Below are 26648 nucleotides of genomic sequence, written 5' to 3' on the forward strand. Positions count from 1 at the left end.
AAATGCATTGCTAGTTACACTGATCTTGAACTATATCGCTGATTGACTGCCAGACGCGTGCTGGCAGTAATGTTTTAAGGTGTGCGTAGGTTTCACATAGTTGTGTGCTACCTACTAAGCCCTTATCACCCTCTGTTATTAATGACTCACCACGTAAGTTTTCGATAAAACTAACAAGTACTTTTTTGTCAAAAAACTCAGGTGTTTTTATGCCGTGCAGTGTACCTAAACGTTGTGCGAGTACTTGGCTTTCTCTTTCAAGTTCTGCTTTTTCAATGCCATCACTTGTTTGAATAAAACCAATTACAATAGCGTAACGTTGTAGAGTAAAGCTAAGTGCTCGTCCAAGCATTTCAAGCTTAGCTAGGCAGTCATTACTGTCCGTTATATGAATGTTATCGCCATCAAACTCAATTAAATTTTGATCAGCAAAGTTAGCTAAAATACGCGTTATGTAGTTTTCATCAAGAGGCTGTAAATACCATTCTTTAGCAAATAGCGGATAAAATGTTTTTACAAGTTGTTGGCATTGAGCAATCGTAGTGCTGTGTTGTTTAAATAGATGTAGTGCAATTAAGCTTGGTACTGCAAACAAGTGCAAAATATTGTTTCGGTAGTAATTAAACAGTACTTTTTCTTTATCGCTAATCGTAATAATTTCGCCAAACTCATCACTGATAACTTCAAACTTATTAAGCTTTAATGCATGCGTTAGTAATTGCTCTGGAGTTTCGTCTGGTGTAGTTACTTTGTTACTGTAGCTTGCATCACGCTGTAAGCGCAGATAAAAATCAAGCTGAGCTAATAGCTTTGGTTTACTCAATGCTTGTTTATCGTTAACCAGCAATATCATCGCTAGTAAGTTAACCGCATTAAGCGCCGCTGCATTATTAATTTTAACCATTACTTGGTCGGCAAGTTTAGTTACTTGTGGTGCTAACCATTGTGGCTTTTGCACGTCAGTTGGGTGTATTGAATCACGCCAATCAGGTTGGTTATCGTTTAAGTATTGGTTAATAGAGATTGGATCGCCAAAGTTTAAGTTACCACGACCGTAGTTTTTAAGGTTTTTGATTGCCTTAAAAATACCAAATATAGATTCGCCTTTTTTATCTTTACCATCCAGCTCTTTAAGGTAGGTGTTAATTTCCATGACGTGCTCGTAGCCAATGTACACAGGAACAATAGATATTGGTCTGTCTATTCCGCGTAGCATTGCTTGTAATGTCATAGATAGCATACCCGTTTTAGGCGGAAGTAAGCGTCCAGTCCGGCTTCGACCGCCCTCCGTGTAAAACTTAACAGAGTAACCTTTAATAAACAGTTGGCTTAAATACTCTTTGAATATGGCAGAATAAAGTTTATTACCTGCAAATGAACGGCGAATAAAAAACGCACCAGAGCGTCTAAATATGCCTCCGGCAGGGAAAAAGTTAAGATTTATACCAGCAGCTATATGCGGAGGTACTAAACCCAAATGATAAATAGAGTAAGTAAGCAGTAAATAATCCATATGGCTGCGATGACAAGGCATATAAATTATTTCATGTCCTTTATCTGTTAGTTCATGAATTTGTTCGGCGTGTTTAATATCAATACCATTATAAAGCTTATTCCATAACCAAGTTAAAAACCTTTCGGCCACACGTATCATTGCTTCAGAGTAATTAGCGGCTATTTCATCAAGTAGCTTAAGTGCATTTTGACGAGCTTCTGTTTGGCTAATGTTTTTAGCGTTAGCTTCATCTTGAATTGCTTTTTTTATAGTAGGTGACGCTAATAATGAATTAAACAATTGCTCACGAGATGGCATTTTAGGGCCTGTAGCAGCTAGCTTTTGGCGCTTAAAGTGAACACGCGCTACGCGTAATAATTTATGAGGTAACTCACTTACATCGGCTTTTTCATTGACTAAAAGTGATAAGTCGAGTGGTTGGCTAAAGCGAATAAAGTTATCGCGCCCTGAAAATAACACCACAAAAAACTTTCTAAACCAGCTTGGAGTAAGAGAGTGTGTAATTAAAGTACGTAGTCCTGGCTTTTCTTTACCTGGATCGCGCCCCCATAAAATAGTAACAGGCACCACTTGTACGTTTTGCTGACCGCTTTTTATTAAGTACTCAATAATTTGCTTGCCTTGGGCTAAAGCATTGGTTGGTTTTGCTTCATCACCAAATAACGGTGGAGGATTTTTAATACCAATAAAACGGTCTAAATTTTGAGTCCCTAGCACTTGCTCTTCTGTTGGGCTAGGTAGGCCATTCTTTTTACAAACATGCGCCAGCGCGGCTAAATCAAAACGTGAATTTAAACGCACTATGTAAAATGTAGGGTACTCAGGGTTTAGATCATACTGTTTAATAGGATTTTCTGGCAGCACTTTGCTTTTCACAAATAAGCGACTAAATCCAGCAGACATAACATTTAAACAATAATTAAAAATACGCATCGACTCACCATATTGAGAGTATTAAGGGCAAAATTAGCGCAACAGGATACCATAATATCTAAAAATCCCTTAGTTTGCGCAATTAAGATGTTTAGTTGTTTGTTGACTAGCATCAAAAGCATTAGTTCAAGTATAGCTATTGAACATGTATGGACGCATATTTAATCAAATTAGTATTCATTACATTGTTTCTAAATAGTTGTTGCATTTATCACCAATACCTCTATAATACGCAGGCTTTCAAAATTCCTCTGGGAATTAGAAAGGATAAATTAAGCTTGGATTTCAAGCTAATAAACAGGAGTTCCGATTTGGAACTCAACGTAGATATAATCAAACAGCCGACATCTTAAGTTTTAAGATTGTTTCGGTCGTTTTTTTATGCTCTTTTATATGCTCTTTATATTGAGGTTAAGAATGTCAAATCAACGCATTCGTATTCGCCTAAAAGCTTTTGACCACCGTTTGATTGACCAATCAACGGCAGAAATCGTGGAAACTGCGAAACGCACTGGCGCACAAGTACGTGGTCCAATCCCACTACCTACACGCTTTGAACGTTTTACTGTACTAACTTCACCGCACGTTAATAAAGATGCGCGTGATCAGTACGAGATCCGCACCCATAAACGTCTGATAGACATCGTAGAACCAACTGACAAGACTGTAGACGCGCTTATGCGTTTAGATCTTGCTGCTGGTGTTGATGTTCAAATCAGCCTGGGTTAATCGAAAGATTAGAGAGGTTTTAGGAAAATGGCATTAGGTCTAGTCGGTCGTAAAGTGGGTATGACACGAATCTTCACTGAAGATGGTGTATCTATCCCTGTGACAGTTATTGAAGCGACACCTAACCGCATTGCTCAGATCAAATCTGACGCAACAGACGGTTATAACGCGCTTCAAGTAACCGCAGGCACTAAAAAAGCAAGTCGTGTAAACAAAGCTAAAGCGGGTCATTTCGCTAAAGCTGGTGTTGAAGCGGGTCGCGGTCTGTGGGAATTCCGCCTTAACGGTGGTGAAGGCGATTTTGAAGTAGGCGCTGAGCTTACTGTTGAATTATTCAACGAAATCAACAAGGTTGACGTAACCGGTACTTCTAAAGGTAAAGGTTTCCAAGGTGGTGTTAAGCGCTGGAATTTCAGCATGCAAGACGCTACACATGGTAACTCTCTATCTCACCGTGCTCCTGGTTCAATCGGTCAAAACCAATCACCTGGTAAGGTGTTTAAAGGTAAGAAAATGGCCGGTCATATGGGTGCTGAGCGTGTAACGACTCAAAACTTAGAACTAGTTCGCGTTGACGCTGAGCGTAATTTGCTTTTAGTTAAGGGTGCAGTACCTGGAGCTATTGGCGGTGACGTTATCGTTAAACCAGCTGTTAAAGCATAAGTCCTGGAGATTTAGTGATGGAATTAGCAATTAAAGACGCTTCTGGCGGTCTTGAAGTTTCTGAAGCTACTTTTGGACGTGAGTTTAACGAAGCATTAGTACACCAAGTAGTTGTTGCATACGCAGCAGGTGCTCGTCAAGGTACTCGTGCTCAGAAGACACGTTCTGAAGTAAGCGGTGGTGGTAAAAAACCATGGGCTCAAAAAGGTACTGGCCGTGCACGTGCCGGTACAATCCGTAGCCCAATTTGGCGTTCAGGTGGCGTTAGCTTTGCAGCTAAACCACAAGACCACAGCCAAAAAGTAAACCGTAAAATGTACCGTGGTGCGATTAAAAGCATCTTATCTGAATTAGTTCGTCAAGAGCGTTTAATCGTTGTTGAAAGTTTTGCTCTAGCAGCACCAAAAACTAAAGAACTAGTTGCTAAGCTTAAAGAACTTGAGCTTAAAGATGTTCTTATCGTGACTGAAGAAGTAGATGAAAATCTTTTCTTATCGGCACGTAACCTTTATAAGGTTGACACACGTGATGTAGCTGGTATCGATCCTGTAAGCTTAATTGCTTTCGATAAGGTACTTATTACAGCCGCTGCTGTTAAGCAACTTGAGGAGGCGCTAGCATGATTCGCGAAGAACGTCTTTTAAAAGTGATCCTTGCTCCACATATCTCTGAAAAAAGCACAATTGCTGCTGAAGAAAACAATACTATTGTTTTTAAAGTAGTAAATGACGCAACTAAAGCTGAAATTAAAGTAGCAGTTGAGAAGCTTTTTGAAGTAGAAGTAACGGGTGTTCGCACACTTAACGTTAAGGGTAAAACAAAACGTACTGGCGCACGTTTCGGTCGTCGTAGCGACTGGAAAAAAGCTTACGTTACTCTTAAAGAAGGCAGCGAGCTAGACTTTGTCGGCGGCGCCGAGTAATAAGGGGATAGAATTATGGCACTTCAAAAGTGTAAGCCTACTTCTGCGGGCCGTCGTCACCTAGTTAAAGTGGTTAACTCTGATCTACATAAGGGTAAGCCATACGCACCACTTTTAGAGAAAAACTCTAAATCAGGTGGTCGTAATAACAATGGTCGTATTACGGTTCGTCATATCGGTGGTGGTCATAAACAACATTACCGTTTAATCGATTTTAAACGTACTAAAGATGGCATTCCAGCTACTGTTGAACGTTTAGAATACGATCCAAATCGTAGCGCAAACATCGCTCTTGTATTATATGCAGACGGTGAGCGTCGTTACATTATCGCACCAAAAGGCTTAAAAGCTGGCGATGCAATCCAGTCTGGTGTTGATGCACCAATCAAACCTGGTAATGCATTACCAATGCGTAATATGCCTGTAGGTTCGACTGTTCACAACGTAGAATTAAAACCAGGTAAAGGTGCTCAAATCGCACGTTCTGCTGGTGCATACGTTCAAATCCTTGCTCGTGATGGTCAGTATGTAACATTACGTCTTCGTTCAGGCGAAGTTCGTAAAGTTGAATCTGATTGTCGTGCGACTCTAGGTGAAGTAGGCAATGCTGAGCATATGCTTCGTTCACTTGGTAAAGCAGGTGCAAATCGCTGGCGTGGTATTCGTCCGACAGTTCGTGGTGTTGCCATGAACCCGGTAGATCACCCACACGGTGGTGGTGAAGGTCGTACATCTGGTGGTCGTCATCCTGTGTCTCCATGGGGTAAACCGACTAAAGGTGCGAAGACGCGTAAGAACAAGCGTACGGATAAATTTATAGTACGTCGTCGTACTAAGTAATATTGAGGAATAGCCATGCCACGCTCTCTCAAGAAGGGTCCTTTTATAGACCTACACTTGCTGAAGAAGGTAGAGAAAGCTTTGGAAAGCGGTGAGAAAAAGCCAATTAAAACTTGGAGCCGTCGTTCAATGATCATACCTAACATGATCGGATTGACCATTGCTGTCCATAATGGTCGCCAGCACGTACCAGTTTTCGTTTCTGACGAAATGATCGGTCACAAACTAGGTGAATTTGCACCAACTCGCACTTACCGTGGCCATGCTGCGGATAAGAAAGCGAAGAAACGATAAGAGGGGAAGATAAATGCAAGCATTAGCTAAACATAAATTCGCCTCTGGTTCGGCGCAAAAAGCACGTCTAGTTGCAGATCAGATCCGCGGGTTACCTGTAGATCGCGCACTAGAAATCCTGGCGTACAGCCCTAAGAAAGCGGCTGTATTAGTTAAGAAAGTACTTGAGTCTGCTATTGCTAACGCAGAGCATAACGAAGGTGCTGACATTGATGAGCTTCGTATAACAACGATCTTTGTGGACGATGGTCCTACAATGAAACGTATTATGCCTCGTGCTAAAGGACGCGCAGATCGCATCCTTAAGCGTACAAGCCATATCACTGTTATGGTTTCAGATAGCTAGGAGTATAAGTAATGGGACAAAAAGTTCATCCTACTGGTATTCGCCTAGGTATATCTAAACCTTGGGTTTCTACCTGGTACGCGAGTTCAAAAGATTTCTCTGCACAGCTTTTTGGCGATCACAAAGTTCGTACATTCCTTACTAAGGAATTAAAAACGGCTTCTGTGTCTAAAATCGTTATTGAGCGTCCAGCAAAATCAATCCGAGTAACAATTCACACGGCTCGTCCGGGTGTTGTTATCGGTAAAAAAGGCGAAGACGTAGAAAAATTACGTCAAGCGGTAACTAAAATCGCTGGTGTACCTGCTCAGATTAATATCTCTGAAGTACGTAAACCAGAACTAGATGCACAACTAGTAGCAGACGGCATTGCCTCTCAACTAGAACGTCGTGTTATGTTCCGTCGCGCTATGAAGCGTTCGGTACAAAATGCAATGCGCATCGGTTCTAAAGGGATTAAAGTTGAAGTTAGCGGTCGTCTTGGCGGCGCTGAAATCGCACGTTCAGAATGGTATCGTGAAGGTCGTGTACCTCTACATACTCTTCGTGCTGATATCGATTACGCAACTTCTGAAGCCTTAACCACTTATGGTATCATTGGTGTTAAAGTTTGGATCTTCAAAGGCGAAGTTATTGGTGGTTTACCACTAGTACAAGAGCAAGAGAAGCCAGCTAAACGCGCACCAAAGAAAGCCAAGAAAAGTGCTAAGTAGAGGTAGCGAGTAATGTTACAGCCAAAACGTACAAAATTCCGTAAAATGCACAAAGGCCGCAACCGCGGTTTAGCGCAAAACGGTAACAAAGTAAGCTTCGGTACTTTCGGATTGAAAGCAACTGGCCGTGGCCGTATGACTGCTCGTCAAATCGAAGCAGCTCGTCGTGCTATGACGCGTCACGTGAAACGTCAAGGTAAAATCTGGATTCGTGTCTTCCCTGACAAACCGATTACAGAAAAACCTCTTGAAGTTCGTATGGGTAAAGGTAAAGGTTCTGTTGAATATTGGGTTGCTGAAATTCAGCCTGGTAAAGTACTTTACGAAATGGAAGGTGTTTCAGAAGAGCTTGCTCGTGAAGCGTTTGACCTTGCTGCTCGTAAACTGCCATTCAAAACAACTTTCGTAACTCGGACGGTAATGTGATGAAAGCTAGCGAACTAAAAGATAAAAGCGTAGAAGAGCTTAATGCTGAACTTCTAGGACTACTTCGTGAGCAATTTAATATGCGCATGCAAGCTAGCACTGGTCAGTTAGCTCAGACACACACGCTAAGAACAGTACGCCGCGATATCGCGCGTGTAAAAACAGTTATTAACCAGAAGGCAGGTCAATAATGAGCGATAAAATTCGTACTCTTCAAGGCCGTGTAATCAGCGACAAGATGGAAAAATCTTTCACTATCGCTATCGCACGTTATGTGAAGCACCCAATCTATGGGAAATTCATTAAACGTACGACTAAGTTACACGTACATGACGAAAATAACACAGCAAAAGCGGGTGACGTAGTTACTATCCGTGAATGCGCACCAATTTCTAAGAATAAATCTTGGACTTTAGTAGACGTTATTTCTAGTCCAAAACAAGCTTAATTTTTAATTAAGTTAGTTTTGTAAAAAAGCCCTGGCATTAGCCGGGGCTTTTTGTTTTCTGGAACTGCCTTGTCTTGAAACGTGTTTACACATTTAGGACTTATACCAATCCGCAATAATACTTAATCATTTTGTGGGGCTAAACGTGTCGCTACCTGCTTTAAAAAATGCTCATTTAGAACAACTAAATAGCGAATTTTTTGCCTAGCTATCAACACGTTTTTCCAGCCTCAAAATAGATCACTTAATTAAGCGAATTGGTATTATCTTTTTATCAGAAATACAAAAGCATGCAGGGTAGTTTTCTGGTTTGTGTCATCAACTCCGTTGTTGCTATATATTTTTTAGTATCAGAACTAGTGGCTGAATCATAAAAGTTTGATTATAAGCTTACATATCTCAGTAACTTTAATACTTGCTATAGGCATATAAGCCGTAGCGTTACTTTTCTCTTACTTTATTTCAATGTTACAGTTTTAAGGTATCGAAAATAGATATTCAAATATAACTTAATCATTCGCTTGTCTGGTTTTTTTATGTCTAAAACCTCAATTTATCGCCTTAAATGAATATTCTGGTATGATTAGCAAATATGCGCTTTTGAATGAATTTTTGAGGTAATAATGACGCGTAGTTTTGAATTTCATTTAACTGATGAGATTGCCACGGTTACAATGGGTAATCGCGTTGCTGATATTATAGAGCAAGGTGCGGTTATTTATTTACATGGTGATTTAGGTGCTGGTAAAACAACGTTTACACGAGGTGTAGTGCAAGGCTTTGGCCATACAGGTAAGGTTAAAAGCCCGACCTATACACTAGTAGAACCTTATGAGCTTGAGCGTGCAAATGTTTATCATTTTGACTTATACCGCTTAGGTGATCCTGAAGAACTCGAATACATGGGAATACGCGATTATTTCTCAGCAGACGCAATTTGTGTTGTTGAATGGCCTGAAAAGGGTGGTGAATTTATTCCTGTGCCTGATTTAGATATTACTCTAAGCTATGTGGGTAACGAACGTAAAATTGTTATAAATAGTGCGAGTGAGCGCGGTATAGCAATTGTCGAAAAACTAAATAATCAATAATAATATAGTTAAGGCAGTAATTATCCAATGAGCCGAGGTGTAGTTAAACTTTTTATTTATCTTATGGTTATCACCATAAGCTTGCCGCTATGGGCTAAAAACACAATCAATAGTGTGCGTGTATGGCCGTCTCCAGATAGTACGCGCGTGGTATTTGATTTAAATGATAAGCCCGACTTTAGCTATTTCATGCTTAAAAACCCTAGCCGCCTAGTGATTGATTTAGAAAATACTAGCGAGTTAAAAACATTGCCAGGTGTGCCCCCGAAACATCAAATAGTAAGCAAATTACGTTACTCAAAACCTAAAAATAAACAAAGCGTACGTTTAGTATTTGAATTAAGCGCGCCAATAAAGCCAGTGGTATTTGCCCTCGCACCTACAGGCCCTTATAAAAATAGACTCGTTGTTGATTTATATAATAAAAGCCAAGCTACTACAGTTGCTTCTCCTGCTCAAACAGCCGCTAAAAACCGTCAACTAAGCCAAGAGCGCGACATTGTTATTGCGATTGATGCGGGGCATGGCGGCGAAGATCCTGGTTCAATTGGGCCATCAGGCACCTACGAAAAAACAGTTACACTGCAAATTGCGAAACGTTTAGAGCGCATGATTGATGGCGAACGTGGCATGATTTCGCGCATGGTACGAAGCGGTGACTATTTTGTAAAATTAAATACCCGTACTAATCGAGCCCGTGAAAAAAAGGCAGATTTTTTTGTTTCTATTCATGCTGATGCATTTACAAGCCCTGGGCCAAATGGTGCCTCTGTGTGGGTTTTATCATTAAGACGTGCTAATTCAGAAATAGGTAAATGGATAGAAGATAAAGAAAAACACTCCGAGCTTTTAGGTGGCGCTGCTGATGTAATGAAAGATGCCGCCAATGAAAAATATCTAGCACAAGCGTTGCTTGATATGTCGATGGACCACTCTATGAAAACTGGCTTAAATGTAGCTGATGAAGTGGTTAAAGAGCTTCGTAAGGTTGCCAAACTGCATAAAAAAGATCCCCAGCATGCGAGCCTTGCAGTACTAAAATCACCAGATATTCCATCTATTTTGGTAGAAACGGGGTTTATATCTAACCCGCGAGAAGAAAAGCTACTTAAAAGCCCTAATCATCAAGAGCGTTTAGCTAAAGCGATATTTACTTCAATTAAAAATTATTATTTGAAAAATCCGCCGGATGATTCTTTATTTGCTAAATTAAAGTCGCAATATCCAACAAAGCATAAAGTACGCCCCGGTGAATCTTTAAGTATGTTAGCGAGTCGCTATGGCGTTACAGTCAATAAATTAAAACAAGTTAATAAGCTTAGTTCTAATACCTTATTTATTGGGCAAGAGCTCGATATACCTCAAAGTTAGTCATTATTATTAGCGCAATGTTTGCTAGGAAGTCTCATGAATATTGAAATATTACCCGCGCGTTTAGCCAACCAAATTGCCGCAGGCGAAGTGGTTGAGCGCCCAGCGTCGGTAGTAAAAGAGCTTGTTGAAAATAGCTTAGATGCTGGCGCAACGCGTATTCAAATTGATATTGAGCGCGGCGGCCACAAACTTATTCGTATTCGTGATAATGGCGCAGGGATAAGTAAAAATGAGCTAACGCTCGCACTTTCTCGCCACGCGACAAGTAAATTAAAATCACTTGATGACCTTGAAAACATTTGCTCACTTGGTTTTAGAGGGGAAGCACTTGCGTCAATTAGTTCTGTGTCGCGTTTAACGCTGAGCTCAAAACCAAAAGAGCAAGAAGCGGCTTGGCAAGCTTTTGCAGAAGGCCGCGACATGGCCGTTCAAGTAAAACCTGTAGCGCATCCCGATGGCACAACCATTGAAGTAAAAGATTTATTTTTTAATACTCCAGCACGTCGTAAATTTTTACGCACCGAAAAAACTGAATTTAGCCATATTGATGAGTTGATAAAGCGTATTGCGCTTAGTCGCTTTGATGTCTCTATTACACTAACTCACAACGAAAAAGTAGTAAGGCAGTATCGTGCCAAAACTGATCCCTCTCAGGCTATAACACGCGTAGCACAAGTTGCAGGCAAGGACTTTGCCGAGCAAGGTTTGCATATTCAATCAGGAGAAGGCGGTTTACAGTTGCATGGTTGGGTGCTACCTGTAGGCTCAGCTAATACGACTCAGTACACTTATGTGAATAATCGCATGATGCGCGATAAGCTTATTTTGCATGCTATACGCCAGGCATTTGAAGAAGTAAGTGGAACACAAGAATTACCCGGTTTTGTCATTTATATTGATATTGACCCTCGGCAGGTTGATGTAAATGTTCACCCTGCTAAGCATGAAGTGCGTTTTCATCAAGGGCGGTTAATTCATGATTTTATATTGCAAGCTATTAAGCAGGTAGTAGTGCCATTGCAAGGCGAATTCACTAACGAATCAGCGAGCACAGCAGCAGAACTCACGCCAGCGTTCATTGAGTCGTCTCATAGCAGTGCTAATAATATAGAAAGCGAAGGAGTGTTTGATTACCCTAAATCGCAATTACAGCCCTCTTCCTCTGGAAGTGCTGGTTGCTCAAGTTCGTCCTCAGGTACTAGAAGTGTTGGCGGTGCATACCGTGCTGCACCAAGTACGAGCCATCATGACGTAAATGCGTTTTATCAAGGAGTGAGTGAGCAACACGCCGCGCATTTTGATAATGCAGCCAATATATCTGCTGCACCACACCAGTCCATATCTGTGGATAATGTCTTAAAAGCTGTTTCTATTATAAGTGTTAGTGAAGGAGTGTGTGTCTTTAGTGAAGAGCAGCAATTGTATTGCTCACATTTTAAATATGCATTAGTTGATGATTGGCATAATCAAATTAAAGAGTTCGGAAGTTTAGAAGGGAAAGCCCTTTTGTTACCAGTGCGAGTAAACTTAGAAAAAGAAGATTGCTTACTTATAGAATCCCAGCAATCGTGGTTTACCTTACTTGGTTTTGAACTTGTAATAGAAAAACAATTTGTAATGGTTAAAAAATTGCCAGCGTGTTTATATTTACTTGACGTAAGTGCAGCGGTAGGTGAGCTACTTGATGCGTGTAAAGCAAAACTTGAAAATATAGAGAATTGGTTAGAATGGCAAATGAAATGCGTGCCGACCCGATTTTATTTAAGCAATGTATTTTTAGCGCAACAAATGCGCTTACAAAATAATCCACAAACTATTGAACGCTTGCGTAAAAAAGCAGTTAAAATAGAGCTAAATCACTATTTAACGCAATTAGATTAAGGTATCAGTGTTGAGTAATTTACCAGTTATATTTTTAATGGGTCCAACTGCAGCAGGTAAAACAGCATTGGCAATCTCGCTGTGCGAGCATTTAAATACAGAAATAATCAGCGTAGATTCAGCGCTAGTGTATAAAGGTATGGACATTGGTACAGCAAAACCTGATGCCGAAGAATTAGCCAAAGCTCCGCATCATTTAATTGATCTACTTGACCCGAGTGAAACGTATTCAGTTGCAGATTTTAGGCGCGATGCAGTGCAAAAAATTGACGAATTTCACAGAAAAGGTAAAGTGCCTGTATTGGTTGGAGGTACAATGCTGTACTTCAAATCTTTAATTGATGGTTTATCGCCTTTACCTGAAGCAGATACAGAGATAAGAGCAGAGCTAGAAGCGCAAGCTAAAGAATTTGGCTGGCCTCATTTATATAAAGAATTAGTTAAAGTTGACCCAAAAGCAGCCGAAAAAATAAGTGAAAATGACTCACAAAGAATTAATCGGGCTTTAGAGGTTTACAGGTTAACTGGTAAGACCATGACTGAGTTGCAAATGCAAAAACAGCCGGCTTTACCTTATACTTTTCATCAATTTGCGATTGCACCGCAAGAACGCAGTGAATTACACCGCCGAATTGAAGAAAGGTTTAAAATAATGATTGATCAGGGGTTTGAAAATGAAGTTTCGACCCTATATCTACGTAAGGATTTACACCCCAATATGCCTTCTATTCGTTGTGTTGGTTATAGACAAATGTGGGATTACCTTGCGGGTGAAACAAACCATGATGAAATGGTTTTTCGTGGCATCGCAGCAACACGTCAGCTGGCAAAACGGCAGTTAACGTGGCTTCGTAGTTGGCCTGATGTTACTTGGTTAACAACAGGCGACGAAGAAAACTTGCATCGTGTAGTAAGTTCGCTAAGCTAGTAGTAGTTGAATATTGTTTTTTATCAAATAAGTTCAGCCACTTAATTATAATAACACCTAGAACGAAGGAACAATAACATGGCAAAAGGCCAATCGTTACAAGACCCATTTTTGAATGCACTACGACGTGAGCGCATTCCAGTATCAATCTTTTTGGTAAATGGCATAAAATTACAAGGCAAAATTCAGTCATTTGACCAATTTGTTATTTTACTAGAGAACACCGTAAATCAAATGGTTTATAAGCATGCAATTTCTACAGTTGTCCCTGCTCGCGCAGTTAACTTCCAAGCAGTTCAAGGGAGTGAAGACACTGAAGAGGCAGAAGCTGGAAACTTTTAATTAGGAGCATAATGTTTGTTTGACCGCTATGAATCCGGCGAACAGGCAATTTTAGTTCATATCGACTTGCCTAAAGAAGGAGATCGTGAAGATCTTCACGAATTAGAAATGTTGGTATCTTCTGCTGGTGTTAGTAGTTTGGCGGTTGTGCAAGGCAGCCGTCAAGCACCACATCCGAAACTATTCGTCGGTACCGGTAAAGCAGAGGAAATAGCTGAGATTGTCAAAATCCACAAAGCAGATGTCGTAATTTTTAATCATCAACTCAGGCCATCACAAGAGCGTAATTTAGAGCGCGTTTGTCAATGTCGTGTGCTTGATAGAACGACGCTAATTCTTGATATTTTTGCCCAGCGCGCACGTACCCACGAGGGTAAGCTGCAAGTTGAATTGGCTCAACTTCGCCATATGTCGACTCGATTAATTCGAGGCTGGACTCACCTTGAACGTCAAAAAGGCGGGATTGGTTTACGTGGTCCTGGTGAAACTCAACTTGAAACTGACAGAAGATTACTTCGTGCCCGTATTCAAAATATTCGTGCACGTTTAGCTAAAGTTGCAGTGCAACGCGAACAAGGTAGGCGAGCTCGTACTCGCAACGAAATACCTACAGTTTCATTAGTTGGTTATACCAATGCGGGTAAATCTACGTTATTTAATCGAATTACAAATTCAGATGTATACGCGGCCGATCAGTTGTTTGCCACGCTTGATCCGACTCTACGTAAGCTTGAGTTAGGTGATGTTGGCCCTGTTATCTTAGCTGATACAGTGGGCTTTATTCGTCACCTACCACATGACTTAGTTGCTGCTTTTAAAGCAACGCTTACTGAAACTCGCGAAGCTGATTTGCAGTTACATGTAATTGATGCCGCAGACTCACGTCTGCAAGAAAATATTGAACAAGTACAATCGGTGCTTAAAGAAATTGAGGCCGATGAAGTACCACAGCTATTAATTTATAATAAAATTGATGCGCTGGATAACGTAAGCCCACGTATTGATCGAGATGACGAAGGTCAACCTATAAGAGTATGGCTTAGCGCTCAGACTGGTGAAGGGTGTGAATTACTTAGCGAGGCTATCAGTGAGTTACTAGCTAAGAAGATGTTTAACGAAACATTATTTCTTACGCCATTGTATGGTCGCTTAAGAGCTGCATTGTTCAGTTTAAATGCAGTGCATGAAGAGCAATTTGATGAGCAAGGTAATTGGCTGTTAGATGTTAGAATGCCAATGGTTGAGTGGAATCGTTTAATTAAAGAATTTGGTCCTGAAATTGCTGGTTTTATCAACCGTAATTAAAAATTGACGTTTTAATGTCGGTTTTTGTATGAGAAACGCGGTAGATTTGTTAGATTTAACACAATTTCCTAATTTATTTAGATAACAATGGAGTATAGCTATGGCCTGGAATGAACCGGGTAATAATGGCAATGACAAAGATCCGTGGAATAATAAAGGCGGACGTGATCAAGGCCCACCTGATTTAGACGAGGTGTTCCGCAAGTTTAGTAACAAGTTCAGCGGCTTATTTGGCGGGAAAAAATCCGGCAATGGTAGCGGCGGTGGACTTGGCGGAGCCGGTATTTCATTCATACTTATTATCGCCGTTATTGTATGGGCGTTAAGTGGTATTTATACGGTTAAAGAAGCCGAGCGTGGTGTGGTTCTACAATTTGGTAAATATGACCGAATTGCTGATCCTGGTTTGCGCTGGAAAATGACTTTCATCGAAACGGTAATCCCAGTAGATATTGAAGCTGTTCGTTCACTATCGGCTTCTGGTTTTATGCTTACTGAAGACGAAAACGTAGTTAGCGTTGAGTTTCAGGTGCAATACCGTGTTATTGACCCATACCTTTATGAATTTAGCGTAACTAACGCTGATAGTAGCTTAGAAGAAGCGCTAGACAGTGCACTGCGTTATGTTGTGGGCCATGCAAAAATGGACCAAGTATTAACTAATGGCCGTGAGGTTGTTCGTCAAAATACATGGGATGAGCTTAATAAGATTATCGAACCATATAACTTAGGTTTAATTGTTACTGACGTGAACTTTAAAGACTCTCGTCCACCAACTGAAGTTAAAGATGCATTTGATGATGCAATTGCTGCACAAGAAGATGAAGAACGTTTCATCCGTGAAGCAGAAGCATATGCTCGTGAAATTGAACCGCGTGCTCGTGGTCAAGTAACGCGTATGACTCAAGAAGCGGAAGGTTATCAAGAGCGCATTACATTGGAAGCACAAGGTGAGGTAGCTCGCTTTGAAAAGCTTTTACCTGAATATCAAGCAGCTAAAGAAGTTACTCGTGAGCGCTTATACATTGATGCAATGGAAGAAGTGTTAGGGAGTAGTTCTAAAATATTGGTTGATGTTAAAGGCGGCAATAACATGATGTATTTACCTCTTGATAAAATCATGGACAAGCAAGGAACCGCAACACGAGTTGCACTTCCAAGTTCAAGTGATATTCAAGACTTACGTAATAAAGTTAATACGTCGCGCAATAGCTCTGTTAATAGTGGCAATGACCGCTTTAACAACGACCGCTTCAATGATGGGAGATAATCATAATGAAAAACTTTAGTTTAGTAATACTATTAGCTGCCATTGTTATGTCTTTCTCATCGGTATTTGTTGTACCTGAAGGGCAAAAAGCAATTGTAATGTTATTCAGTAAAGTACAAAAAGATAGCGACGACAAAGCGATTGTATATGGCCCAGGCCTACAATTTAAAGTACCATTTTTTAGCCAAGTACGCCGTATTGATGCACGTATTCAAACGCTAGATGGTGCGCCAGATCGCTTTGTTACTAGCGAGAAAAAAGACTTAATTGTTGATTCGTTTGTAAAATGGCGAGTTAATGACTTTAGTGCTTTTTACTTACGTGCTCGTGGCGATAAGCAATATGCTGAAACGCTACTTAAGCAAAAAGTAAACAATGGTCTTCGTACAAACTTTGGTACACGTACAATTCGCGAAATTGTATCAGGTGAGCGTAGCGAGTTGATGGAAGAAGCGTTAGTACAAGCTTCTGAAAGTGCACGTGAGCTAGGTATTGAAGTACTAGACGTACGTGTTAAGCAAATCAACTTACCACAAGAAGTGAGTAGCTCTATTTACCAACGTATGCGCGCTGAGCGTACTGCGGTTGCAAAAGAGCACCGTTCTGAAGGTCAGGAAAAAGCAGAGACTATTCGTGCGGGAGTTGACCGTCGAGTAACTGTAATGCTTGCTGATGCTGAGCGTAATGCACGTTCTGTACGTGGTCAAGGCGATGCTGATGCTGCAGGCATTTATGCTAATGCGTATAACAAAGACCCTGAGTTCTTTAGTTTTGTACGTTCACTTGAAGCTTACAAAAAGACTTTTAAAGATAAGCAAGATGTTATGGTGCTTTCACCAGATAGCGACTTCTTCCAATATATGAAAGGCGCTAAAGCTCAATAGACTTTACGTTAATTATTTAAAAGTTAAAAAGCCTCGCATTTGCGGGGCTTTTTGTTAAATACAAACTAGTGCGTTAAATCACTGTTATTTATGTGGTTATTGGTCAATATTTGGATATAACAATTGCCCGCAGAAAAAATAAGCTGAACAGGGGTGATCTTTACTTTAGTTTTCTGGTAAAATCTCGTCCTAATTTTCTCTAAGTGAATTTACGATGGGTAAAAACGTTGTTGTATTAGGCACCCAATGGGGTGACGAAGGAAAGGGTAAGGTAGTTGATCTCCTTACAGACAAAGCATCTTTAGTAGTTCGTTATCAAGGTGGCCACAATGCGGGTCATACTTTAGTTATCGAAGGTGAAAAGACGGTTCTACACCTTATTCCATCGGGTGTATTACGTGACAATGTTAAATGTGTGATTGGTAATGGTGTAGTTTTATCACCAGAAGCGCTAATGAGAGAAATTGGCATGCTTGAAGAGCGCGGCGTACCAGTACGCGAGCGTCTTTTAATAAGTGAAGCATGTCCGCTAATCTTGCCTTTCCATGTTGCATTAGATGTAGCCCGCGAAACAGCTCGTGGCGATAAGCCTATTGGTACAACTGGCCGTGGAATCGGTCCTGCGTACGAAGATAAAGTAGCACGTCGTGGTTTACGCGTAGGCGATTTATTTAATCCTGAAGTATTTGCAGCTAAATTAAAAGAAGTGCTTGAGTACCACAACTTCACTTTAGTTAACTACTACAAAGTAGATGCTGTAGATTTCCAAAAAACGTTTGATGATGCAATGGCTGTTGCTGATATCTTAAAAGCAATGGTTGTAGATGTAACTGAGCTTTTAGATCAAACGCGTTTAGCAGGCGAAAACATTTTATTTGAAGGTGCACAAGGTACGTTACTTGATATAGATCACGGTACTTACCCTTATGTAACATCTTCAAACACTACCGCTGGTGGCGTTGCGACTGGTGCAGGTTTTGGTCCATTAAACCTTGATTACGTTTTAGGTATTATTAAAGCGTACACTACACGTGTTGGTTCAGGTCCTTTCCCTACAGAGCTTTACGACGGTCTTGATAAACAAGATCCAGTTGGTAAGCACCTAGGTGATAAAGGCCATGAGTTTGGCGCTACAACAGGTCGACTTCGTCGTACTGGTTGGTTAGATGCAGTGGCTATGCGCCGTGCAGTTCAAATCAACAGTATTTCAGGTTTTTGTTTAACTAAGCTTGATGTTTTAGATGGCTTAGAAACACTTAAAATCTGTACTGGTTACAAGCTTGAAGATGGCACAGTTACTAACGTAACACCATTAGCGGCTGAAGGTTACGATAAAGTAACACCAGTATACGAAGAAATGCCAGGTTGGTCAGAAAACACTGTTGGTGTAACTAGTCTTGACGGTTTACCAAAAGCTGCGATTGACTACATCAAACGTATTGAAGAAATTACGGGTGTTCCAATTGATATTATTTCTACAGGTCCTGACCGTGTAGAAACTATGGTGCTTCGCAATCCGTTTGCGTAATTACCATTAGATTAAAAAAAGCTGCTTCGTGCAGCTTTTTTTGTGTCTAAAATTCACCTTGGAACGATCTTTGTATATTATTTAATAAGTTTATTTATATAAGTGGTGAACATGCGTTTATTTAATCGTAATTGCGTACTAAGGCTTTCGTTAATACCGCTGTCTTTATTTATAGCAACCAACAGCTTAGCTACAGAAAGCCCTGCTGCTGTGCCGCTATATACAGAATCAGAGCTAATTGCGTTAATAAATAAAAATACGCATTTAGCGCGCGTAAAGGCAGATGATTGCCAGTTGGTGCAAGATATAGAAGCACGAGCCAATAAAATGGCATTGCCGTCTTATCAATTTTTATACGGCGATATGCTGGCTTATAACGTGTGCGTTGATCGCAATGTAGAGTTAGGTGTGTATTACATGCGAAAAGCAGCTGAGCAAGGCTTAGCGGCAGCGCTAGAGCAATTGGGACGATACTACGACACTGGTCGCTTAGTTCAGCAAGATAAAGCAATGGCAATTACCTATTTGCGTGAAGCCTCGTCGCAAGGCAATTTAAAAGCACAACTACGTTTAGTTAAATTATTTAATGATGGTTATGGCAGCCCGCGTGATTTTGAAGATGCCTATCGTTGGCTATTTAATTCTATGGTGGCAGATAAAGCGACTCATAGAAAAATTGAGCGAGCGCTGACTAAGTTAGCGCAAAAAATGCCAGATAGTGTGGTTGCTCGAGCTCGCCTTCCTATTTAATGGCTGTTAAAAACAAAACCCTAACTTTTTAAGTTAGGGTTTTTTAGTTTTTACAGACTGTAAAAGTATTTAACTGTCTTCTTTAGTCTTTGTTTGCGGGTCTTTTAAAACTGACATTTTAGGCGGCTGTAAAGCAACAACGCGTTCGCCTTCTTGCGGCGGTTTTTCCATGTTGATTGTAAACGGTCTTAGCTTAATTGGTGTATCGTCATCACTGTCTTTATCACCTTTGAGAATAAATAAAGGGATAGCCTCAGGGTTCATTTCTAAGTATTGTTCCCAGCTAAACTCATCCGAGATACGTGTTGAACTAACCTTACCGCCTTTAGCTATAATACTGCTTAAACGTGCATACGAGCCTTCGTCTCCAAACAGTATTTGTCTAGATAAAAACGTTGCGCTGTCTTTATTTGCTTTTGCATGCGACGTTGATGAGCGTAGCGAAAATACATTTTTCTCATTAAGTAAATGCGAAAAGTATTGAACACCTAACGCATTATGATGACGATTTGGCGATAATGCTAATACACTACGAATCGTTGTTAGAGGTAAGTAGCGTTCAGCATGCTCTGATTGCGGGTTACCATAATAACAAGCTAAACCATCCATACGTGCCATTCTGCAGTTTTCCCATGCAGGATCTGACAGGTGAACCGGAATGTTTTGCTCTTGTAAGCCTCGGCCGATTGCACGCGATACATGGTTTGCACCAATAATTAATATTGTATTTGGCGATGGCTGGCGTACACCTAATAGCTTGGCGACAGGAATGGCGGTTAAGCTCTGTAGTACAACGGTAATTATAATTACTGTAAATATAAGAGGTACCATTTTTTCAGCATCCGCAACACCAGACTCCATCATGCTAAGCGCAAATACTGACCCAACGGCTGCGGCGACTATACCGCGTGGAGCTATCCAGGCAAGTACCAAACGAGACTTCATTGGTAAGTCAGTACCAAAGGTCGAAATAGCAATACACAGTGGCCGAGCAACAAAAAGCACGATAGCTAAAAATATAAATACATCGCTGTCGAGCATCATTAAATCAGAGAGCTGTAAGCGTGCTGCAAGTAAAATAAACAGCGTTGATATTAATATCATCGACAAGTCTTCTTTGAACTCAAGTACAGAATCTATTTCTAAATCGTCTTGGTTAGCAAGCCAAATACCAAATACAGTCACTGCTAATAGGCCTGATTCATGGCTTAAATAGTTTGATACAGAAAAACTAATGAGTACTAATGCCAATATACCAAACTTATGTAATTCAAATGGTAGCCACTCGCGGCGCATTAATAGTGTTGTTAACCAACCAGCAGCAACACCAATACTTAATCCAACACCTAGGGTTTTAACTAAAGCAATAATAGTGTGGCTAAATACTTCGCCTTGGCCTACCAGCATTACGGCTTCAAATACTAATACAGCGAATAATGCGCCGATCGGGTCTATTACAATACCTTCCCATCGAAGTATGCGGTCAATGTCTTGTGTTGGGCGCATTGAGTTTAATAGCGGTGCTATAACAGTAGGGCCTGTTACAACTAGCACTGCACCTAATACCGCAGCTACACGCCAATTAAGTTCAAGCAACCAATAGGCGCTGAGGCTAATAATAATACAGGTAGTAAGCATGCCGATGGAGCAAAGGTTTCTTACAACTTTTCCGATTCCTTTTAGCTCTCTGAAATGCAGAGTTAAGGATCCTTCAAATAAAATGATGGCAACACTTAGTGATACAACTGGAAACAGTAAATCACCTAACAATGCATCAGGGTCTAAAACACCACTAAATGGCCCAAGTAAAAGACCAGTAAGCAATAAGAAAAGAATAGCGGGCACTCTAAAAGCCCACGCGACCCATTGGGCAAGCACAGAGCAAAGTGCGATACCGGCTATGTAAATTGCTGACATAGATTAAGAATTCCTTATTTATGACGGTTTGTTTAGAAAGTATAACTTTTGTTAATTATTAATACAGGGGTATACACGGGAAATTCAAATATTACTAATCAATTTTAGCTGCTTATAGAAGATTAGTAGGCTTAAATTATTTTGCGCGTGTTAAGCCGCCTTATTTTAGGCTGTATTAATTGTTTAATTGGTTGAATTTTAATAACAATCTAACACCACAAACGAGGAGGAATTAGCTTCGCTCGAATTTTAACCTTGATTTTTAAGGGGTATTTAGTGTAATATGCTTCGTGTTCTAATGATTAGTTATCTAATGAAGTTTATTGGAAGTAAAAGTGGTTTGTTAATCTTAACGTCATTTTTAACCTTTATAATCATGCATTAGTGGTGTTACTAGTATTCGAACACTATATAATTTCATTTGCCGAACTCTTGGTATGGTTTTGCTAAACAAGTTTATTTAATTATTTAAGTAAATAAAGGTTTGAGTTGAACTATTACTTTCAATGTTTAACCCCCATCGTGGCGGTTAAATCTCGGTCCTTTGGTCTTCACCCTATCTGTTGGTGTATCAGACTTTAGAGGCTCTATGTATGTTGTTAATAAAAAAGCCACACACAGCTTTTTACAGCGATGCATAAACAACACTTTTAAATTTTTTGATTAGTGCTGCTCAATATTATTGGGTTGTTGCTACTTTATACTTAACCTTAAATCTAAGCTTCTTGTTTTAGATGTGGTTTTTGCGTGTGTGTAAAAAAGTGTTGCCTAAATGAAAAGCAAAATTCGAAGCTATGTTTTAAACCTAGCTACTTAGTTTTAGCTCGTCTAATTAAGATGAGCGCAGATAAAATGGAAAGTTGAGCATTTATGCAAAAGTTAAATTGGCGACGTATCGTACTTAAAGTAGGTAGTGCATTAATTGCACCAGATCAAGATGGCTGCCGTTCGCGTTACATATTAACCATCGCACAGTTCATTGTTCGTTGTCGTGCCCGTGGAATTGAGGTGATTTTAGTATCATCGGGTTCTGTAGCGGCTGGAGCGCATTTATTCCCTTCAGACAAACCTCGTTCTGTGGTGATGAAAAAAGCAATGGCAGCAGCAGGTCAAACAGAAATGATCGCCATGTGGGACCGCTTTTTTGACTTTCCATCTGCGCAGCTATTATTAACGCACGGTGATTTACGTGATCGAGAGCGTTACCAAAGTATTCGTGAAACAGTGTTTACTTTACTTGAGCATGGTGTTCTTCCTATCATTAATGAAAATGATGCTGTAACTACCGACGACTTAAGAGTGGGTGATAACGATAACTTATCAGCAATGGTTGCAGCAGCTGCCGACGCTGATGCTTTATTAATATTCTCAGATGTTGACGGGCTATATGATAAAAACCCTAACTTACATGATGATGCGGTGTTACTGCCTGAAATAAAATCAATTGATGAATCTATTTATGCTATGGCAGGATGTGCTACAAGTGCCGTTGGTACTGGTGGTATGAAAACTAAAATAGAAGCGGCAGAAAAAGCAACGTCACATGGTATAGCAACTTATATTATAAACGGCTTTAAAGAAGAAACATTTACGAAATTGCTAGCTGGGGAAAATCCTGGTAGCGTATTTTTACCGTACGAAAAACCGATGCAGGATTCTGTGCATTGGATGACACACACAGCAAACGAGCAAGGTGAAGTTGTTGTTGATGGATCATTTGATGAATCCCTGGAAGGGGAAAGCGGCTGTATTCGTGGTGACGAAATCATGGAAGTCCATGGTGAATTTGCTGTTGGTGATACTATTTTAGTACGTAGTGAAGACGGTACGCGTTTAGCTAAAGCGACCGCAAATTATAGTAGCTGTTTGTTAAACTTTATTGCAGACAACGAACAGAGTGAATTCAGCGAAAAAATGCAGGATTCAATTGGACCAGTTATATCTGAAAAACATATCGCATTATTGGAGAAGTCATGAGCTTAATTACGGACATTTCACGCCAGACAGCTAAAGCTGCCCATACACTTGCTTTACTCGACACCGAGACTAAAAATCAAGTACTAGTTGAAATGGCAGCGGCACTAAGAGAGCAAAAAGCATTTATAATCAAAGAAAACGAGAGTGACCTAAGCGCAGCACGCGACAATAACTTAGCAGCCTCAATGATAGACCGCTTAACGCTAAACGATGAGCGCATTGAAGCAATGGCAGAAGGCATTGAAGTAATAGTAAGCCTAGATGATCCTGTTGGTCAGCTACGTGATATTACTGAGCGCCCAAATGGTATTAAAATTCGCAAAATGCGAGTACCTCTTGGTGTTGTATGTATGATTTACGAAGCACGCCCGAATGTGACAGCAGACGCTGGTGCATTATGTTTTAAATCAGGTAATGGCGTAATTTTACGTGGCGGCAAAGAAGCACTTAAAAGTTCACAAGCTATCGCAAGTGTAATGCACAGCGTACTTGAGAAGCACAACTTACCGGTATCACTTATTTCAGTGATTCCAGATCCAGACCGTGCGCTGTTAATGGAACTGATGCAGCAACGCGAAAGCATTGATTTAATCATTCCACGCGGCGGCGAGGGTTTAATTAACTTTGTTACTGAAAACAGTACGATCCCAGTAATTCAGCATTACAAAGGCGTTTGTCATCTATATGTAGATAAAGATGCCGACCTAGAAATTGCGCTTAACTTACTGCTTAACGGTAAAACCCAGCGTACCGGTGTTTGTAATGCACTAGAAGGTTTAGTTGTGCATCAAGATGTGGCAGATGAGTTTTTAAATTTGTGTGCAGTTGTATTACGCCAAGAAGGTGTAAAAATAAATGCTGACAGCTTTGCAGCTAAATACTTTGATAACGCAACAGTCCTAGCTGATAACGAATTTGGTGAAGAATATCTAGACCTAGAAATCGCTATTCGCGTTGTACCAAACTTTACGGCAGCGGTTGAACACATTGCACAGTTTGGATCAAACCATACAGAAGTAATTTGTACTAAAAATGAAGCTGCTGCAGAGTTATTCCAACGTAGTGTTGATGCTTCTGTAGTAATGGTTAACGCATCGTCTCGTTTTTCTGATGGCTCACAATTGGGCCTAGGTGCAGAGATTGGAATAGCTACTTCCAAGCTACATGCATACGGTCCTATGGGCCTCGAATCACTAACGACAGAAAAGTATTTAGTTAATGGAGTTGGCCAAGTTCGCGAGTAACCGCAAAAATTAAGTCCATAAAAAGCCGAGCATATTTATGCTCGGCTTTTTAGTTTATAAATCACGCTACAGTTACTTTAACTTTTTTAACCAATCACTTGCAGGTTCTGGTCTATGCAAATAATAGCCTTGCAGAATAACCTCAGGATACTCCTGTAGTAAATCAAAGTGGGACTGGTTCTCTACGCCTTCAGCAACTATCTCGAGTTCAAATAAACGACCTAAGCTTACAATCATATCAATAATTAGTTTATCGTTGTTATCGGTAGGAGCCTCTAAAACAAAAGAACGATCAATTTTAAGTTCTTGTATTGGTAATTGTTTAAGGTAGGTTAAGCTCGAGTATCCAGTACCAAAGTCGTCAATTGATACTCTAATACCTAACTTCTTGAGAAAGTGAACGGCTTCAATAGCCGCTTCCATATGATTAAGTAACGTACCTTCAATTATCTCAATAGTGAGTTGTTGAGGATTAATGTTATGTTGCTTTATCTGTTGGCTAATAAAGTTTAAAAAACGCGCTTCATGAAAGTGCCTGCCACTTATATTAATTGATAAGTTTAACTCAGGGTGGGTTTTACCAAGTTGCGTTAGTATTTCAAGTGCATTTGAAGTTACCCAGCAATCTAAATCATAAATTATGTCTGACTCTTCGGCTATAGATATAAACTCACCAGGGCTAATAAAGCCTTTTTGAGGGTGCTCCCATCTTAATAAAACCTCAGCGCCCTTAAGAGTTTGGTTTCGATCAAATTGGGATTGTAAATATAGTGATAGCTCATTATTTAAAATAGCTTTACGTAAATCTTGTTCTATTTCAAAACGGCGTTTTGCTTGCTCGCCAAATGAAGTATCAAAAAAGGTAACTCTATTGCCGCCTTTCTCTTTTGCCTTGTAACAGGCCGCTTCACAGTTACGAATAGTCTCAATAGCACTTTCCCATTGATCTTCTCGTGGAAAAATATAGGTGCCTATACTTACTGTTAAGCTAACGTCTTGTTCAGCAACGACAAATGGATGGTTTACACTTGCAAGTAGCTCTTGGGCTTTATTTTCAGCCATAGCTTGAGCTCTAGCTCTGCCCACACCTTTTTCAACTGTACATAGTACTGCAAATTCATCACTACCTAAGCGAGCAATAACATCTTTTTTACTCACGTGAGTATGGATTCGTTTAGTTAATTCTTTTAATATGTTATCGCCAGCGAGTAATCCTAATCCATCATTGATTGAGTGGAAGCTGTCTATGTCAATAATATAGATATAGGCATAACTATTTTCGGTACTGCAAACCTGAAGTTGCTGCTCTAACTGCTTTAAAAAACCATTTCGGTTTGGTAAACCTGTAAGGTCATCGTGCCATGTTAGGTAGTCAATTCTTTCTTGGGTTACTTTAACGCTCGAAATATCACTAAATACACCAATATAGTGCACGTTAGTATCTTGATCGCCTTTAACCAAACTGAGAGTTAGTAGCTCTGGATAAAGTTCGCCATTTTTTCGTCTGGTTACAAGCTCACCACTCCAATAGCCTGCTTGATTCGCATGTTCCCATACTTGGTCAAAGCTAATACTAGGGTGGTTGTTTTGTTTAATATCGTGCAACTGCATTTGCAGTGAGTCTGATTCACAGTAACCGGTTATACGGCAAAATGAAGGGTTTACGGCTATAATTTTGCCATTACTATCGGCAATAACAACACCATCAGCGGTTCCCGTTAGGGCTTGATAAAATAATTTTTGTTTTGATGAGAGTTCTTTTAATTCTTCTTCTCGCTGGCTAAGCTCTTTCGCAAGAGACTCTATTTCGAGTAGCTTGTCGTGCAGGTCAAAGTTTTTTTCTATAAGCCTATCTAGCATGCCTTGAGCGGTAATATGAGTGCGAATGCGTGCTCTAACGAGCGCTAGCTTGTAAGGTTTGTGTATGTAGTCAATTGCGCCCATCGCGAAGCCTTTTTCTTCAGACTCTTCCTCGGTAAGCGCTGTTACAAATATGACAGGGATCCCTTTGGTATTTTGTTTCGCTTTGAGTATATTACATACTTCGTAGCCGTCCATGCCTGGCATCATTATGTCTAATAAAATCAAGTCAGGCCGAGTTGACTCAATAAAGATCAAAGCCTGCTCACCACTAGTAGAAATACGTACATCGTAGTCAGTTAAAAGTCCTTCTACTAATACGTGTAAATTACTAGGTTCGTCATCAACAATAAGAATTAAAGGTTTATGCTTTTGTTCTGTGGTTAATCCATTACTGTTTGCGAGGTAATTTGAATGCACTATCTGTCCTTCTCTGCGTTCTTTACAATATTAAATCTAGTTCAGGT

General features: G+C 40.2%; 26 protein-coding genes. 23 read left to right on the forward strand and 3 right to left on the reverse strand.

Going from position 1 to position 26648, the window contains the following annotated elements:
- Window positions 1-10: 10 nt before the first annotated feature.
- Window positions 11-2449: a glycerol-3-phosphate 1-O-acyltransferase PlsB gene (gene plsB / locus H5089_RS08660; protein WP_182712011.1), complete on the reverse strand. Its 2439-nt coding sequence runs from the start codon at window positions 2447-2449 to the stop codon at window positions 11-13.
- 417 nt (window positions 2450-2866) lie between these two features.
- On the opposite strand from plsB, the gene rpsJ reads away from it, so the two are divergent.
- The 21 genes from rpsJ to H5089_RS08765 all read left to right on the forward strand — a co-directional run bounded on the left by rpsJ (window position 2867) and on the right by H5089_RS08765 (window position 19183).
- Window positions 2867-3178 (forward strand): 30S ribosomal protein S10, encoded by a 312-nt coding sequence (gene rpsJ, locus H5089_RS08665; RefSeq protein ID WP_002957900.1) that lies wholly within the window; start codon window positions 2867-2869, stop codon window positions 3176-3178.
- A gap of 27 nt (window positions 3179-3205) precedes the next feature.
- Window positions 3206-3841, forward strand: coding sequence for a 50S ribosomal protein L3 (gene rplC, locus H5089_RS08670; RefSeq protein WP_002957898.1), 636 nt, complete (start codon window positions 3206-3208; stop codon window positions 3839-3841).
- A 17-nt stretch (window positions 3842-3858) separates the two neighbouring features.
- Window positions 3859-4464, forward strand: coding sequence for a 50S ribosomal protein L4 (rplD, locus tag H5089_RS08675; RefSeq protein ID WP_002957897.1), 606 nt, complete (start codon window positions 3859-3861; stop codon window positions 4462-4464).
- Window positions 4461-4763, forward strand: a complete 303-nt coding sequence (gene rplW / locus H5089_RS08680; RefSeq protein ID WP_002957896.1) for a 50S ribosomal protein L23 — start codon at window positions 4461-4463, stop codon at window positions 4761-4763. The genes rplD and rplW overlap by 4 nt, the downstream gene beginning before the upstream one ends.
- A 15-nt stretch (window positions 4764-4778) precedes the next feature.
- On the forward strand, window positions 4779-5603 hold the full coding sequence (gene rplB / locus H5089_RS08685) for a 50S ribosomal protein L2 (RefSeq protein WP_002957895.1): 825 nt from the start codon (window positions 4779-4781) through the stop codon (window positions 5601-5603).
- A gap of 15 nt (window positions 5604-5618) precedes the next feature.
- Window positions 5619-5897 (forward strand): 30S ribosomal protein S19, encoded by a 279-nt coding sequence (rpsS, locus tag H5089_RS08690; protein ID WP_004588689.1) that lies wholly within the window; start codon window positions 5619-5621, stop codon window positions 5895-5897.
- Window positions 5898-5910: 13 nt separating this feature from the next.
- Entirely contained in the window at window positions 5911-6243 is a 333-nt protein-coding gene (gene rplV / locus H5089_RS08695; RefSeq protein ID WP_002957892.1) for a 50S ribosomal protein L22, read from the forward strand.
- An 11-nt stretch (window positions 6244-6254) separates the two neighbouring features.
- On the forward strand, window positions 6255-6956 hold the full coding sequence (gene rpsC, locus H5089_RS08700; protein WP_002957891.1) for a 30S ribosomal protein S3: 702 nt from the start codon (window positions 6255-6257) through the stop codon (window positions 6954-6956).
- A gap of 12 nt (window positions 6957-6968) precedes the next feature.
- On the forward strand, window positions 6969-7382 hold the full coding sequence (gene rplP / locus H5089_RS08705) for a 50S ribosomal protein L16 (protein WP_002957890.1): 414 nt from the start codon (window positions 6969-6971) through the stop codon (window positions 7380-7382).
- Window positions 7382-7573: a 50S ribosomal protein L29 gene (rpmC, locus tag H5089_RS08710; protein ID WP_002957889.1), complete on the forward strand. Its 192-nt coding sequence runs from the start codon at window positions 7382-7384 to the stop codon at window positions 7571-7573. Before rplP ends, rpmC begins: the two co-directional genes overlap by 1 nt.
- The gene (rpsQ, locus tag H5089_RS08715; protein WP_002957888.1) at window positions 7573-7830 is read left to right on the forward strand and encodes a 30S ribosomal protein S17; all 258 of its coding nucleotides are present in this window, start codon (window positions 7573-7575) and stop codon (window positions 7828-7830) included. The genes rpmC and rpsQ overlap by 1 nt, the downstream gene beginning before the upstream one ends.
- A gap of 623 nt (window positions 7831-8453) precedes the next feature.
- Window positions 8454-8921: a tRNA (adenosine(37)-N6)-threonylcarbamoyltransferase complex ATPase subunit type 1 TsaE gene (tsaE, locus tag H5089_RS08720; protein WP_182712012.1), complete on the forward strand. Its 468-nt coding sequence runs from the start codon at window positions 8454-8456 to the stop codon at window positions 8919-8921.
- A gap of 27 nt (window positions 8922-8948) precedes the next feature.
- Window positions 8949-10292, forward strand: coding sequence for an N-acetylmuramoyl-L-alanine amidase (locus H5089_RS08725; protein ID WP_182712013.1), 1344 nt, complete (start codon window positions 8949-8951; stop codon window positions 10290-10292).
- 36 nt (window positions 10293-10328) lie between these two features.
- Window positions 10329-12176, forward strand: a complete 1848-nt coding sequence (gene mutL / locus H5089_RS08730; RefSeq protein WP_182712014.1) for a DNA mismatch repair endonuclease MutL — start codon at window positions 10329-10331, stop codon at window positions 12174-12176.
- 10 nt (window positions 12177-12186) lie between these two features.
- The gene (miaA, locus tag H5089_RS08735) at window positions 12187-13104 is read left to right on the forward strand and encodes a tRNA (adenosine(37)-N6)-dimethylallyltransferase MiaA (RefSeq protein ID WP_182712015.1); all 918 of its coding nucleotides are present in this window, start codon (window positions 12187-12189) and stop codon (window positions 13102-13104) included.
- Between the two features lie 78 nt (window positions 13105-13182).
- The gene (gene hfq / locus H5089_RS08740) at window positions 13183-13446 is read left to right on the forward strand and encodes an RNA chaperone Hfq (protein WP_024597268.1); all 264 of its coding nucleotides are present in this window, start codon (window positions 13183-13185) and stop codon (window positions 13444-13446) included.
- Between the two features lie 15 nt (window positions 13447-13461).
- Window positions 13462-14751 (forward strand): ribosome rescue GTPase HflX, encoded by a 1290-nt coding sequence (gene hflX / locus H5089_RS08745; RefSeq protein WP_024597267.1) that lies wholly within the window; start codon window positions 13462-13464, stop codon window positions 14749-14751.
- Between the two features lie 100 nt (window positions 14752-14851).
- Entirely contained in the window at window positions 14852-16021 is a 1170-nt protein-coding gene (gene hflK, locus H5089_RS08750) for an FtsH protease activity modulator HflK (RefSeq protein WP_002957881.1), read from the forward strand.
- A 5-nt stretch (window positions 16022-16026) separates the two neighbouring features.
- A complete protein-coding gene (gene hflC, locus H5089_RS08755; RefSeq protein WP_002957880.1) occupies window positions 16027-16905 on the forward strand; it encodes a protease modulator HflC in 879 nt (292 codons plus the stop codon).
- A gap of 214 nt (window positions 16906-17119) precedes the next feature.
- A complete protein-coding gene (locus H5089_RS08760) occupies window positions 17120-18433 on the forward strand; it encodes an adenylosuccinate synthase (RefSeq protein ID WP_024597266.1) in 1314 nt (437 codons plus the stop codon).
- A 111-nt stretch (window positions 18434-18544) separates the two neighbouring features.
- Window positions 18545-19183: a tetratricopeptide repeat protein gene (locus tag H5089_RS08765; RefSeq protein WP_039489024.1), complete on the forward strand. Its 639-nt coding sequence runs from the start codon at window positions 18545-18547 to the stop codon at window positions 19181-19183.
- A 69-nt stretch (window positions 19184-19252) separates the two neighbouring features.
- Here H5089_RS08765 and H5089_RS08770 read toward each other — a convergent pair whose 3' ends face one another.
- On the reverse strand, window positions 19253-21100 hold the full coding sequence (locus H5089_RS08770; protein WP_182712016.1) for a sodium:proton antiporter: 1848 nt from the start codon (window positions 21098-21100) through the stop codon (window positions 19253-19255).
- Between the two features lie 870 nt (window positions 21101-21970).
- On the opposite strand from H5089_RS08770, the gene proB reads away from it, so the two are divergent.
- Complete coding sequence (gene proB / locus H5089_RS08775; RefSeq protein WP_024600220.1) at window positions 21971-23077, forward strand: glutamate 5-kinase; 1107 nt, start codon at window positions 21971-21973, stop codon at window positions 23075-23077.
- Entirely contained in the window at window positions 23074-24321 is a 1248-nt protein-coding gene (locus H5089_RS08780; protein WP_182712017.1) for a glutamate-5-semialdehyde dehydrogenase, read from the forward strand. Before proB ends, H5089_RS08780 begins: the two co-directional genes overlap by 4 nt.
- A gap of 72 nt (window positions 24322-24393) precedes the next feature.
- On the opposite strand, the gene H5089_RS08785 is transcribed toward H5089_RS08780, so the two are convergent.
- On the reverse strand, window positions 24394-26601 hold the full coding sequence (locus H5089_RS08785) for an EAL domain-containing protein (RefSeq protein ID WP_182712018.1): 2208 nt from the start codon (window positions 26599-26601) through the stop codon (window positions 24394-24396).
- Between the last annotated feature and the right edge of the window lie 47 nt (window positions 26602-26648).

This window comes from Pseudoalteromonas sp. SR45-1 (assembly GCF_014163655.1).
Taxonomy (GTDB): domain Bacteria; phylum Pseudomonadota; class Gammaproteobacteria; order Enterobacterales; family Alteromonadaceae; genus Pseudoalteromonas; species Pseudoalteromonas distincta.

Bases quoted from the DNA above. Each gene is read 5' to 3' on its own strand.
- rplC (WP_002957898.1), top strand. From the start codon at position 3,206: ATGGCATTAGGTCTAGTCGGTCGTAAAGTGGGTATGACACGAATCTTC.
- H5089_RS08760 (WP_024597266.1), top strand. From the start codon at position 17,120: ATGGGTAAAAACGTTGTTGTATTAGGCACCCAATGGGGTGACGAAGGA.
- H5089_RS08770 (WP_182712016.1), bottom strand. From the start codon at position 21,100: ATGTCAGCAATTTACATAGCCGGTATCGCACTTTGCTCTGTGCTTGCC.
- tsaE (WP_182712012.1), top strand. From the start codon at position 8,454: ATGACGCGTAGTTTTGAATTTCATTTAACTGATGAGATTGCCACGGTT.
- rpsS (WP_004588689.1), top strand. From the start codon at position 5,619: ATGCCACGCTCTCTCAAGAAGGGTCCTTTTATAGACCTACACTTGCTG.
- rpsJ (WP_002957900.1), top strand. From the start codon at position 2,867: ATGTCAAATCAACGCATTCGTATTCGCCTAAAAGCTTTTGACCACCGT.
- rplW (WP_002957896.1), top strand. From the start codon at position 4,461: ATGATTCGCGAAGAACGTCTTTTAAAAGTGATCCTTGCTCCACATATC.
- hflC (WP_002957880.1), top strand. From the start codon at position 16,027: ATGAAAAACTTTAGTTTAGTAATACTATTAGCTGCCATTGTTATGTCT.
- hflK (WP_002957881.1), top strand. From the start codon at position 14,852: ATGGCCTGGAATGAACCGGGTAATAATGGCAATGACAAAGATCCGTGG.
- H5089_RS08780 (WP_182712017.1), top strand. From the start codon at position 23,074: ATGAGCTTAATTACGGACATTTCACGCCAGACAGCTAAAGCTGCCCAT.
- rplP (WP_002957890.1), top strand. From the start codon at position 6,969: ATGTTACAGCCAAAACGTACAAAATTCCGTAAAATGCACAAAGGCCGC.
- hfq (WP_024597268.1), top strand. From the start codon at position 13,183: ATGGCAAAAGGCCAATCGTTACAAGACCCATTTTTGAATGCACTACGA.
- H5089_RS08725 (WP_182712013.1), top strand. From the start codon at position 8,949: ATGAGCCGAGGTGTAGTTAAACTTTTTATTTATCTTATGGTTATCACC.
- rplD (WP_002957897.1), top strand. From the start codon at position 3,859: ATGGAATTAGCAATTAAAGACGCTTCTGGCGGTCTTGAAGTTTCTGAA.
- mutL (WP_182712014.1), top strand. From the start codon at position 10,329: ATGAATATTGAAATATTACCCGCGCGTTTAGCCAACCAAATTGCCGCA.
- proB (WP_024600220.1), top strand. From the start codon at position 21,971: ATGCAAAAGTTAAATTGGCGACGTATCGTACTTAAAGTAGGTAGTGCA.
- rpsC (WP_002957891.1), top strand. From the start codon at position 6,255: ATGGGACAAAAAGTTCATCCTACTGGTATTCGCCTAGGTATATCTAAA.
- H5089_RS08765 (WP_039489024.1), top strand. From the start codon at position 18,545: ATGCGTTTATTTAATCGTAATTGCGTACTAAGGCTTTCGTTAATACCG.
- rpsQ (WP_002957888.1), top strand. From the start codon at position 7,573: ATGAGCGATAAAATTCGTACTCTTCAAGGCCGTGTAATCAGCGACAAG.
- rpmC (WP_002957889.1), top strand. From the start codon at position 7,382: ATGAAAGCTAGCGAACTAAAAGATAAAAGCGTAGAAGAGCTTAATGCT.
- rplB (WP_002957895.1), top strand. From the start codon at position 4,779: ATGGCACTTCAAAAGTGTAAGCCTACTTCTGCGGGCCGTCGTCACCTA.
- plsB (WP_182712011.1), bottom strand. From the start codon at position 2,449: ATGCGTATTTTTAATTATTGTTTAAATGTTATGTCTGCTGGATTTAGT.
- rplV (WP_002957892.1), top strand. From the start codon at position 5,911: ATGCAAGCATTAGCTAAACATAAATTCGCCTCTGGTTCGGCGCAAAAA.